We start from the raw sequence: 11,673 nt of genomic DNA on the forward strand, positions 1-11,673 counted from the left end.
CACATGGTAGAACTCACCTACCAATTTCTGAATATCGGTAATCGTTAATATTTTCGGCTTGGAATTCGGAATAATATCTTTTAGAGCTTCAGCTGCCAAGTCGGCGTTCATATCTTGATTAATTAAAGAAGAATAAGCGACTACCCRGATGAGTGCTCCTTCTAACTCTCTAATATTAGTATCAATTTGATTGGCGATATAGAGCATGACTTCATTTGGAATATCTAAGTTTTCAGCCTTTGCTTTCTTTCTCAAGATCGCAATACGCGTTTCTAAGTCAGGCGGTGTAATGTCGGTAATAAGGCCCCACTCAAACCTAGAACGCAAACGATCCTCGAGCGTCGGAATTTCTTTAGGCGGTCGATCACTTGAAATGACTATTTGCTTTGATTCCTCATGTAATGCATTAAATGTATGGAAAAATTCTTCTTGTGTTTGTTCTTTTCCAGCTAAGAACTGAATATCATCAATAAGCAGGACATCTACATTGCGATACTTATTGCGAAAGTTAACCGCTTTGTTATCACGAATGGAATTAATAAATTCATTTGTGAACTTCTCTGATGAAAGATAGACCACTTTTGCATTTGGATTGTGATCCATCACATAATGCCCAATTGCATGCATTAAGTGAGTACTGCCAAGTCCTACGCCCCCGTAAATAAATAGAGGATTATAAGCTTTAGCTGGTGCTTCGGCCACAGCGAGCGAAGCGGCATGTGCAAACCGGTTCCCAGAACCAATAACAAATGTATCAAATGTGTATTTGTCATTTAACATTGTTTTAGTGCCGTTACTATTACCATTAGTATCTGGTACTGGCTTTTTCTTTTTAGGTGGCTCAATTAAAAAATCATCCTCAAGTTCATTTTGAGGGATGACAAATCTCGGAATTAAGCGGGCTCCCGTTAATTGTTCTATTGTATCGGAGGTTAGTCCGGCATAATGCTCCTCTAGCCAGTCCCGAGCAAATTCATTTGGTGCTGTAATGGTTATGACATCGTTTTKWATGTCATTGGCTTTAGTTGATTTAAGCCATGTCTCATAACTAGGCTTACTCACTTTTTTCTCCATTTCAGCTAAAGCTCGTTCCCATAAATCATGTATATTCTCCAACCGACGTACCCTCCTTTTTAACCGTTTCTTTAAGTGACTCGTTTTCCATTCACCATAAAAAGCCGCTGTAAAACCTTTGTACAACGCCCAGGAATCAGTGAATAAATATCCATACACACCCCAAATGTGGAGAGTGATATAATATAGTAGGAAAATAACTTTTAAACATTTATAGACATCCTGTGGACAAGGTATTAAACAGTCGTAAAAAATTGTCCACAAGTTTACCCACAGGTTGTGGACAATATTAAGGTGGAATTAGGCTATCCACGAGTGAAAACATATTAATCATAGCAAAAAAACAGTACTCCCGCAACGCTTTCTTGTATTTATCCACATAGCACAGGATCTTGTGTTTTGAACTTGTCCACAACACAAGATATGTGAATAAGATGTCGATAAAGTTGAGGATAGACCGAAAAATGTCGAAAATAAGTTATCCACATGATTTTTTGGAGAATGTAGAAGTTTGGTGTACAATAGAGGAGAATAAATAAATGGATCGGTTAATAGCTGAAGATCGAGTAGGGTTGTTTGGTAATTTAAAAACTTATCTTGACAACTGCACCTCATGTTTCTTATAATTTACAAGAATGTCTTTAGAAAGTATCCTCAGGGAGGTGTAATAAATGGGAAAACCAACTTTCCARCCGAATAATCGTAAACGTAAAAAAGTACACGGTTTCCGTACGCGTATGAGTACTAAAAACGGCCGTAATGTATTAGCTCGTCGTCGTCGTAAAGGAAGAAAAGTATTATCTGCATAGGCCACTGAATGTCAGTGGTCTTTTTCTACTTCTAAAAGAAGGAAGATCTAAGTAGAATGTTGAAGATTTAAGTTCAGATAATCTTTTGAGTGTTTGAGGTGTACGTACATGAGAAAAGAGCAACGGATCAAGAAAAACGAAGAGTTCTCGTCCGTATTTAAAAAAGGTCAGTCCGTTGCCAATCGGCAATTTGTACTGTATTCCTTGAAAAAAGAGGGACAAGCTAATTTTCGAATTGGGTTGTCCGTAAGTAAAAAAGTCGGGAATGCTGTTGTTCGCAATCGTATTAAACGGTATGTGAGAACAGTATTCCAAACTTATCAAGAAGAGCTTCCGCCAAATTATGATTTTGTCATTATTGCAAGACACCCAGTTGCTGAAATGGACTTTCATCAAGTCGAATCTAGTTTAAAACATGTGCTGAAAAAAGCACGCCATATAAAAAAGAAGGATCATACGTCACATTAAGAATCGGATCTATTCATTATAATAATATTGTAGATTATCAGTGAACTGTTCTGATTGGTACGTGCGTTCATATAAATAGAACGAAKATGGACAAGGAGGAGAGCTCGTGCTCAAGAAGTTTGGACTAATAACAATGATAATTGGTCTGCTCTTTGTTATGACTGGATGTTTTGACATTGATCAACCAATCACAAGAGATAGTGAAGGGTTCTGGAATTCATATTTTGTTTACCCACTATCTTGGCTCATCATTTATTTTGGAGAATTGTTAAATAGTTACGGTCTGTCTATTATTGTCGTAACGATTTTATTACGTCTATTAATTCTTCCACTAATGATCAAGCAAACCAAGAGTGCAAAGGCGATGCAAGCAATCCAACCGGAGATGCAAAAGCTTCGTGAAAAATACAGTGCTAAAGATCAAAAAACTCAACAAAAACTACAACAAGAAATGATGGCTATGTTCCAAGAGCGTGGTGTAAATCCACTAGCTGGTTGCTTACCTCTATTGGTGCAGATGCCAATCTTACTTGCTTTTTATCACGCGATTATGCGTACAGATGTAATTGGTAACTACTCATTCCTTTGGTTTGAATTAGGAGCACCAGATCCGTTTGTCTTACCGATTGTTGCAGGTATCACAACATTCATCCAACAAAAGATGATGATGGTAACGGACAATCCGCAAATGAAGATTCTTCTATATGTAATGCCAGTTATGATTTTTGTCTTTGCCATGTTCTTCCCAGCAGCTCTAACACTTTACTGGGTAGTAGGTAACCTTGTAATGATTACTCAAACATACTTTATTACAGGACCGAATGTTGGAAAAAGCAAAACAGCTGAAGCTACTGCAGGAGGGAAGAAAAAGTGACCCATGTGACTGTATCAGGTACGACGATTGAAGAAGCTGTAAAAAAAGCATTGTTGGAACTTGAAACGACGGAAGCGCGTCTTTCGTATCGAGTTGTCGAAGAACCGAAAAAAGGATTTCTAGGCTTTCTTGGATCAAGACCCGCAACAATTGAAGCTCACATCAAACCTGATCCAATCATGGAAGCTTATTCATTTCTAGAAACAACCATTTCTTTAATGGGAGTTCCGGCTACAATTGAGCAAAGTGAAGGTCAAGGGAAAACTCGTTTTGACTTGAAAAGCACAGAAGATATGGGTCGCGTGATTGGAAAGCGAGGGCAAACGCTGGAATCCTTAGATTATTTAACGAATCTAGTCGCTAATCGTCACAAAGACGCAGATTATGTTGCCATTGAAGTCGACGCAGAAAATTATCGCGAAAGACGTAGAGAAGCCCTTTTTCAGCTTGCACTGCGTGTAGCCGAAAAAGCAAAAGCAATCAATAAGCCCGTTTCACTAGAACCGATGAGTGCGCAAGAACGTAAAGTCATTCATTCTGCCTTGCAGGCTGCTGCAGGTGTCGAAACGTACTCGAAGGGAAAGGGACGCGAACGACATATTGTCGTCGGCCCTAAATAAATGAAGAACGAGGATGGCTCAAAGTGAGTCATCCTTTTTCTCTGGTTAGTACTAAGCATAATGTAGAAGAAAGATCAAGCTTCTGACATAGCTTTTAGAAGATGCTTGTGCTATTCTAAACATTTAGGAGTTACTTTTTAATGAGTATGCAAAGATAAGATAGATGTTAACAATAGAAGGAAAAAGGAAAGACTGTGAGGTGAACATAGTGGAATTTGATACGATAGCAGCGATTTCTACTGCGCTTGGAGAAGGTGCTATAGGAATTGTACGATTAAGCGGTGATCAGGCGGTTACGATTGCAGATAAGATTTATCAAGGGCCAAAGCCGTTAGAGGAAGTAGCTTCTCATACAATTGTGTACGGCTATATTATGGACCAAGACGTACGAGTTGAAGAAGCAATGGTGTCGATCATGAGGGCACCCCGGACTTTTACGCGTGAAGATGTCGTTGAGATTAACTGTCATGGTGGGCTCGTATCGGTTAATAAAGTTCTACAATTAGCTTTAAAACATGGTGCTAGATTGGCTGAACCTGGTGAATTTACGAAACGRGCTTTTTTAAATGGTCGAATTGATCTATCTCAAGCTGAGGGAGTTATGGACTTAATTCGTGCGAAAACAGATAAGGCAATGAATGTAGCACTCGGACAAGTCGAGGGGCGTCTTTCAAAGAAAATTTCAACACTACGACAAGCGCTACTAGAAACAGTTGCACATGTAGAAGTGAACATTGATTATCCAGAGTATGATGCTGAAGTCATGACTCATGAGTTATTAATTGAAAAGGCCAGCTTTGTAGAACAGGAAATTGATAAGCTACTTGCCACAGCAAACCAAGGAAAGATTTTACGTGAAGGCTTATCGACGGTCATCATCGGTCGTCCGAATGTTGGTAAATCTTCTTTGTTAAATAGTTTAGTCCACGAAGAAAAAGCAATTGTAACAGATATTGCTGGTACAACTAGAGATGTAATTGAAGAGTATGTAAATGTACGAGGTGTACCATTAAAGCTTGTCGATACTGCTGGAATTAGAGAGACAGAGGATATGGTCGAAAGAATTGGTGTCGAAAGATCTAGACAGGTGCTAAAAGAAGCCGAATTAATTTTACTTGTTTTAAACCACGGTGAACAATTGTCTAAAGAAGATGAAGCTTTATTTGAAGCGGTTAAACATTTAAATGTTATCGTGATTGTTAATAAAACAGATGTAGAGCGGAAAATTGATCTAGGACGAGTGAAGCAATTAGCTGAAGGGCGTCCAGTTGTGACGACTTCTCTCATTAAGGATGAAGGTGTAGATGAGCTCGAAGCTGCGATTGCCTCCTTATTTTTTGAAGGTGATTTAGAGGGCGGGGATGCAACATATGTATCTAATTCGCGTCATATCGCACTACTTGAACAAGCAAAGTCAACCATTCAAGATGCAATGGCTGCCATTGATATGGGTGTTCCTATTGATCTTATTCAAATTGACATTACAAGAACGTGGGAGCTTTTAGGTGAAATTATTGGCGATAGTGTGCATGAAAGCTTGATCGATCAACTGTTCTCCCAATTTTGTTTAGGGAAATAATTAATTAAAAAAGGAGGTTTTCAGATGAGTTATAATGGTGGAGAATTTGACGTCATCGTTGTAGGTGCAGGCCATGCAGGGGTAGAAGCTGGACTAGCGTCTGCGCGTATGGGGGCAAATACATTGATGTTGACACTGAATTTAGATGCTGTGGCATTTATGCCATGTAATCCTTCGGTTGGAGGTCCTGCAAAAGGAATTGTCGTTCGTGAAATTGACGCTCTAGGTGGGGAAATGGCTCGTAATATTGATAAAACACATATTCAAATGAGAATGTTGAATACAGGGAAAGGTCCTGCAGTTCGTGCATTGCGCGCACAAGCTGATAAATTTTTATATCAACATGAAATGAAGAAAACAATTGAGGAAGAAAAGAATTTGCTTCTTCGTCAAGGCATGGTGGAGCGCCTTATTATTGAAGACGGAGAATGCAGAGGTGTTATTACGAACACGGGAGCTGAGTATCGTAGTAAATCCGTTGTGATTACAACTGGAACTTACTTACGTGGGAAAATTATTTTAGGTGAGCTTGCTTATGAGAGTGGCCCTAATAACATGCAGCCATCGGTGCAGCTATCGTACCACTTACAAGAGCTTGGTTTTGATATGGTACGTTTCAAAACAGGAACGCCGCCTCGAGTGAACGGAAATACAATTGACTATGATAAAACAGAAATTCAACCTGGTGATGATGTACCACGTGCATTTTCATATGAAACCACTAAATACATCACCGATCAATTGCCATGCTGGTTAACCTATACCGGTGAAGAGACTCATCAAATTATTAACAATAACTTATCTCGTTCTCCAATGTACTCTGGAATGATTGAAGGAACAGGTCCTCGTTATTGTCCTTCTATTGAGGATAAAATTGTACGTTTCAATGACAAACCTCGTCATCAAATCTTCTTAGAGCCAGAAGGTAGGAATACAGCGGAAGTTTACGTTCAAGGTTTATCAACAAGTTTACCAGAAGATGTTCAATTAAATATCCTTAAATCCATTCCTGGCCTTGAAAATGTCCGCATGATGCGCCCTGGTTATGCGATTGAATATGATGCCATTGTACCTACGCAATTATGGCCTACACTAGAAACGAAAAAGGTTCCTGGTTTATTTACTGCAGGTCAAATCAATGGTACATCTGGTTATGAGGAAGCTGCTGGTCAAGGAATTATGGCTGGTATTAATGCAGCTCGTAAGGCCCAAGGACATGAAGGTTTGATTTTAGATCGTTCAGAGGCGTATATTGGTGTACTGATTGATGATTTGATTACAAAAGGAACAAACGAACCGTACCGTTTATTAACATCTCGTGCAGAGTACCGCCTCTTGTTACGTCATGATAATGCGGACTTGCGTTTAACAGAGAAAGGCTACGAGATTGGCTTAGTAAGTGAAGATCGCTTTAAGCGATTTGAAGCGAAAAAAACAGAAATTGCAGCTGAAAAGAAACGTCTAGAAAAGATCATTATTAAGCCTTCGGATGAAGTGGCTGCATTACTTGAAGAAGTAGGATCTACACCGCTGCAAGAAGCGGTTCGTGCATCACTGTTATTAAAACGTCCTGAGTTAACGTATCCTAATGTGGCTAGAATCATCCCTGCACCAGATACACCTATTAGTGAGGATGTAGGCGAGCAAGTTGAGATACAAGTGAAGTATGAAGGTTATATCGAAAAACAACTTCAACAAGTAGAGCGTTCGAAAAAAATGGAAAATAAGAAGATTCCTGAGGATCTTGATTATCATGCCATTAATGGATTAGCGACCGAGGCAAGGCAGAAGTTAAGCGAAGTACGTCCTCTATCAGTCGGACAAGCATCAAGGGTATCAGGGGTGAATCCAGCTGATATTTCGATTTTACTTGTGTATTTAGAACAAGGGAGATTGGCGAAGATTAAGTAAAGGCTTGTAATGGAGGCTATGTATGAGTAAAGACGTATTTGTATCATTAGTGAAGGAACAAGGGATTGAATTATCAGCTAAGCAATTGCATCAATTTGATCGTTATTTTGAAATATTGGTGGAATGGAACGAAAAAATGAATCTTACGGCCTTAACGAGCGAAGAAGATGTATATATTAAGCATTTTTATGATTCTATTTCCGCCGGTTTCTTCTATTCATTTGAAGCGGGACAAAAAATCATTGATGTGGGTGCAGGTGCAGGCTTTCCTAGCATTCCACTGAAAATAATCTACCCTGATTTACATGTTAGTATTGTTGATTCTCTTAAAAAGCGTATAGGATTTTTAGAGCATCTAGCAACAGAGCTTGAATTAGAAGGGGTAGCCTTTTATCATGATCGTGCAGAGACATTTGGGCAAAATCCTGCTCATAGAGAACAGTATGATATCGTGACTGCACGTGCAGTCGCTAGAATGTCAGTATTAGCTGAGCTGTGCATACCACTTGTTAAAGTAGGCGGAGACTTTATTGCGATGAAAGGTGCAGGAGCAGAAGGTGAGTTAGCAGATGCTGAAAATGCCTTGAAGCAATTAGGAGCAAAAGTGAAAAAGGACTATACCTTTAAATTGCCAATTGAAGAAAGTGAGCGTCATATCACAGTCATTGAAAAACAAAAAGCAACGAAAAAGAAATATCCTAGAAAGCCGGGAACACCAAATAAACAACCATTATAGGTCATGTTTCACATGAAACATGACCTTTCTCCCTCGGTCAATATGTAAGGTTTTACTTGACGGTATGGAGTAAGCAGGATATAAAAGAACTAGGAATAAAAGAAGGAACTAGGCAGTCTCTGTCGAATATAGCAAGACGGTTATTATCAGAAGGTGGTGTCAGGCGATGAAGCAACCGTTTTCACGCCTATTTGGCTTTAGTGATAAGCATGAAGAGGTTGAAGCGAGTGGAAATGAAGAAGTACAACAAATTGCGATTGCAGATATTGTTCCGAACCGTTTTCAACCACGGACTGTATTTGATGAAGAGCGGATCGAGGAGCTTGCTCAAACAATCCGCACACATGGAGTCATTCAGCCAATTGTTGTACGTGAACGCGATGGGAAGTATGAATTAATTGCAGGTGAACGTAGGTGGAGAGCTGTTACAAAGCTTGGTTGGGAGAAGATTCCTGCTTTAGTTAAGGAATTCAACGATTCTCAAACAGCATCTATTGCTTTAATTGAAAACCTGCAGCGTGAGGGATTAACTTCGATTGAAGAAGCAATTGCGTATGCGAAATTAATTGAACTTCATGGACTAACACAGGAAAGCTTKGCGCAACGATTAGGCAAAGGTCAATCGACCGTCGCGAATAAATTACGTCTGCTTCATCTGCCTGAGACAGTCCAGCATGCTATTTTAGAACGTCATATATCAGAACGTCATGCAAGAGCATTACTCGCTTTAAAAGACGAAGAGCTCCAAGTAAAGCTTCTTGAAGAGATTGTCGAGAAGCATTTAAATGTGAAGCAAACCGAAGAAAAAGTACGTATGCACTTAGATGGTCAAGCTGAACCTAAGAAAAAAGCAACTCGTAAGTCTTATTCAAAAGACATGAGAATTGCGATGAATACAATCCGTCAATCAGTAGATATGGTCTTAAAAAGTGGATTGCACGTTGATGCTGATGAGGAAGAAAACGACGAATTCTATCAATTTACTATTCGTATACCGAAGAAATAATCTATCGATTTTCGATAGATTATTTTTATGAGGAAAAACGAATTTGTATGACATCGAAAGAAATTTTAAACTCACGCAACTTTCTAAAATTTTCAATAGAAACTATGTTAAAATGAAGTGAAACTTATCTATTAAATCAACCTGCTCATACAACATGTGTGATATAGCTAGAGATAAAGTAAGGTGAACAGAAAGTGGGTKACAGCATGGCTAAAGTCATTGCTGTAGCAAATCAAAAAGGTGGCGTTGGCAAGACAACAACTGCTGTCAATCTAAGTGCTTGTTTAGCTTATATTGGGAAAAAAGTTTTATTAGTCGACATAGATCCTCAAGGAAATGCAACGAGTGGGGTTGGTGTCGAAAAGGGTGACGTAGATGAATGTGTCTACGATATTTTAGTTGAAGATGTTGAGGCAAGTAAAGTGATCAAACAAACAACTGTAGAGAATCTACATGTACTGCCTTCAACTATTCAACTATCAGGAGCAGAAATAGAGTTAGTTCCAACGATTTCAAGGGAAGTTCGCTTGAAGCGAGCTCTACAACCTGTCGCTAAAGACTATGATTATATTTTTATTGATTGTCCGCCGTCTTTAGGGCTCTTGACCATCAATGCTCTAACTGCTTCAGATAGCGTGCTCATTCCTGTTCAGTGTGAATATTACGCATTAGAAGGATTAAGTCAGCTTTTAAATACAGTTCGACTTGTGCAAAAGCATTTGAATACGGACCTAGCCATTGAAGGTGTGTTATTAACGATGCTAGATGCTCGTACAAATTTAGGTATTCAAGTAATTGATGAAGTGAAAAAATATTTTCGTGAAAAAGTGTTCGATACGATCATTCCTAGAAATGTTCGTTTGGGAGAAGCACCTAGTCACGGTAAACCGATTATCATTTATGATGCGAAATCACGTGGTGCCCATGTATATGTAGATTTAGCAAAGGAAGTGGTGTCTAGTGGCTAAAGGATTAGGCAAAGGATTACAAGCGTTTTTTCCAGAGAATAATGAACAGCAAGATCAAGTACAGGAAATGGCTATAAACGAGTTGAGGCCTAACCCTTATCAACCACGTAAACTTTTTTCAGATAAAGCCATTTCTGAGCTGGCAGATTCTATTAAAAGCCATGGTATCCTACAACCAATCATTGCCAGAAAGAGTATTAAAGGGTATGAAATCGTTGTAGGTGAAAGAAGGTATAGAGCAGCCCAAAAAGCTGGACTCAAAACCGTTCCAGTTGTTGTACGTGAACTTGATGAACAGAAGATGATGGAACTTGCTTTAATTGAGAACCTGCAGCGCGAAGATTTAAATCCTATTGAAGAGGCGATGGCCTACGAAAAGTTAATGGAACATCTCAATTACACGCAAGAGCAATTAGCTAGTCGACTTGGTATGAGCCGCCCGCATATTGCAAATCATATTCGCTTACTTCAATTGCCAAAGGTTGTTCAGGAATTCATTTCTGAGGGAACTTTATCAATGGGGCATGGCAGAGCTTTGCTTGGTGTTAAAGATAAACAAAAGCTTTCGATCTTAATTGAAAAGATAATTGAAGATCGTTTAAGTGTGCGTGAGGTAGAAGAGTTAGTGAATCAATTAAATGATCGTGTTTCACGTGAAACATCACGTAAGAAGATTCAACTAACCCCGCAATTAAAAGAACATCAAGACTACTTACGTTCACGTTTTGGTACATCGGTTTCCATTAAGCCTGGAAAAAACAAAGGGAAAATTGAAATTGATTATTTTTCTGAAGATGACCTTGAACGTATTTTAACATTGTTACAATCAGAGCAATCTTGAAGATTGAGTATGAAGGAGTCATCAACGAAAATGATGACTTCTTTTTCTATCATTTTTATAAAGGAGAGTCCTAATGATTTATTTCGATCACGCTGCTTCCTCTTACCCTAAACCTGCAACTGTTGGTGAAGCGATGCTTGAGGCAGTGAATGAATATGCAGCGAATCCTGGGCGAGGTGGCCATCAATTAGCGGAAAGAGCGAGAATGGTCATTCAAGAGGCTAGAAAAGAAATTGCCACGTTTTTTAATGCGCCAAGTGGAAAGCATGTGTGGTTTTACCAARATGCGACGWTGGCTCTTAATCAAGCGATAGGTGGTTTTCCATTTGTAGCTGGTGACCAAATTGTCACGACTGCCTTTGAACATAATTCGGTTTTACGTCCCGTTCATAGATTGACACAAACCAAGCAAATAGAAACGTMTTATATAAAACCAAATGATGACGGCATTATTTCTATGGTGGAAATGAACGAGGCAGTAACAAGTAAAACAAAAGCGATTGTGATCTCGCATGCCTCCAACGTAACTGGGGCAATTGTAGACATCCAAGCTGTTTCTAAACTAGCAAAAAGAGTAGGAGCTATATTGATTGTCGATGCTTCGCAAACAGCCGGAACGATCTCGATTGATATGGAGAGAGATGGTATTGACCTATTAGCATTTGCTGGACATAAAAGTTTGCTTGGACCTCAAGGGACAGGGGTTTTGCTTTCTAAAAAAGATTATAATCTCGAACCTTTAATGCATGGTGGAACGGGGAGCTACTCTGAAAGTAGCGAACAACCG

At 39.2% G+C, this 11,673-nt stretch carries 12 protein-coding genes; 11 read left to right on the top strand and 1 reads right to left on the bottom strand.

The window, feature by feature from the left end; genetic code table 11:
• On the bottom strand, positions 1 to 1,116 hold a 1,116-nt coding region (dnaA, locus tag AB685_RS22355), incomplete at its 3' end, for a chromosomal replication initiator protein DnaA (protein WP_047972786.1).
• A 629-nt stretch (positions 1,117 to 1,745) separates the two neighbouring features.
• On the opposite strand from dnaA, the gene rpmH reads away from it, so the two are divergent.
• From rpmH to AB685_RS22410, 11 genes are all read left to right on the top strand, one after another.
• Positions 1,746 to 1,883 (top strand): 50S ribosomal protein L34, encoded by a 138-nt coding sequence (gene rpmH / locus AB685_RS22360; RefSeq protein ID WP_047972787.1) that lies wholly within the window; start codon positions 1,746 to 1,748, stop codon positions 1,881 to 1,883.
• A gap of 108 nt (positions 1,884 to 1,991) precedes the next feature.
• Positions 1,992 to 2,351, top strand: coding sequence for a ribonuclease P protein component (gene rnpA, locus AB685_RS22365; RefSeq protein WP_047972788.1), 360 nt, complete (start codon positions 1,992 to 1,994; stop codon positions 2,349 to 2,351).
• 106 nt (positions 2,352 to 2,457) lie between these two features.
• The gene (spoIIIJ, locus tag AB685_RS22370; RefSeq protein WP_047972789.1) at positions 2,458 to 3,225 is read left to right on the top strand and encodes a YidC family membrane integrase SpoIIIJ; all 768 of its coding nucleotides are present in this window, start codon (positions 2,458 to 2,460) and stop codon (positions 3,223 to 3,225) included.
• Positions 3,222 to 3,845, top strand: a complete 624-nt coding sequence (jag, locus tag AB685_RS22375) for an RNA-binding cell elongation regulator Jag/EloR (RefSeq protein WP_047972790.1) — start codon at positions 3,222 to 3,224, stop codon at positions 3,843 to 3,845. Before spoIIIJ ends, jag begins: the two co-directional genes overlap by 4 nt.
• A 163-nt stretch (positions 3,846 to 4,008) precedes the next feature.
• Positions 4,009 to 5,424 (top strand): tRNA uridine-5-carboxymethylaminomethyl(34) synthesis GTPase MnmE, encoded by a 1,416-nt coding sequence (gene mnmE / locus AB685_RS22380; RefSeq protein WP_198530568.1) that lies wholly within the window; start codon positions 4,009 to 4,011, stop codon positions 5,422 to 5,424.
• 24 nt (positions 5,425 to 5,448) lie between these two features.
• A complete protein-coding gene (mnmG, locus tag AB685_RS22385) occupies positions 5,449 to 7,335 on the top strand; it encodes a tRNA uridine-5-carboxymethylaminomethyl(34) synthesis enzyme MnmG (RefSeq protein ID WP_047972791.1) in 1,887 nt (628 codons plus the stop codon).
• Positions 7,336 to 7,357: 22 nt separating this feature from the next.
• Positions 7,358 to 8,071: a 16S rRNA (guanine(527)-N(7))-methyltransferase RsmG gene (rsmG, locus tag AB685_RS22390; protein ID WP_047972792.1), complete on the top strand. Its 714-nt coding sequence runs from the start codon at positions 7,358 to 7,360 to the stop codon at positions 8,069 to 8,071.
• A 166-nt stretch (positions 8,072 to 8,237) separates the two neighbouring features.
• Positions 8,238 to 9,077 (top strand): nucleoid occlusion protein, encoded by an 840-nt coding sequence (noc, locus tag AB685_RS22395; protein ID WP_047972793.1) that lies wholly within the window; start codon positions 8,238 to 8,240, stop codon positions 9,075 to 9,077.
• A gap of 206 nt (positions 9,078 to 9,283) precedes the next feature.
• A complete protein-coding gene (locus AB685_RS22400) occupies positions 9,284 to 10,045 on the top strand; it encodes an AAA family ATPase (protein WP_047972794.1) in 762 nt (253 codons plus the stop codon).
• Positions 10,038 to 10,886 carry a ParB/RepB/Spo0J family partition protein gene (locus AB685_RS22405; protein ID WP_047972795.1) on the top strand — a complete coding sequence of 283 codons (849 nt, stop codon included), beginning with the start codon at positions 10,038 to 10,040 and terminating at the stop codon, positions 10,884 to 10,886. Before AB685_RS22400 ends, AB685_RS22405 begins: the two co-directional genes overlap by 8 nt.
• Positions 10,887 to 10,959: 73 nt before the next feature.
• Positions 10,960 to 11,673: aminotransferase class V-fold PLP-dependent enzyme (locus tag AB685_RS22410; protein WP_047972796.1), on the top strand; the 714-nt coding region annotated here is incomplete at its 3' end.

This window comes from Bacillus sp. LL01, from assembly GCF_001037965.1.

Bases quoted from the DNA above. Each gene is read 5' to 3' on its own strand.
- rnpA (WP_047972788.1), top strand. From the start codon at position 1,992: ATGAGAAAAGAGCAACGGATCAAGAAAAACGAAGAGTTCTCGTCCGTA.
- AB685_RS22400 (WP_047972794.1), top strand. From the start codon at position 9,284: ATGGCTAAAGTCATTGCTGTAGCAAATCAAAAAGGTGGCGTTGGCAAG.
- rsmG (WP_047972792.1), top strand. From the start codon at position 7,358: ATGAGTAAAGACGTATTTGTATCATTAGTGAAGGAACAAGGGATTGAA.
- mnmG (WP_047972791.1), top strand. From the start codon at position 5,449: ATGAGTTATAATGGTGGAGAATTTGACGTCATCGTTGTAGGTGCAGGC.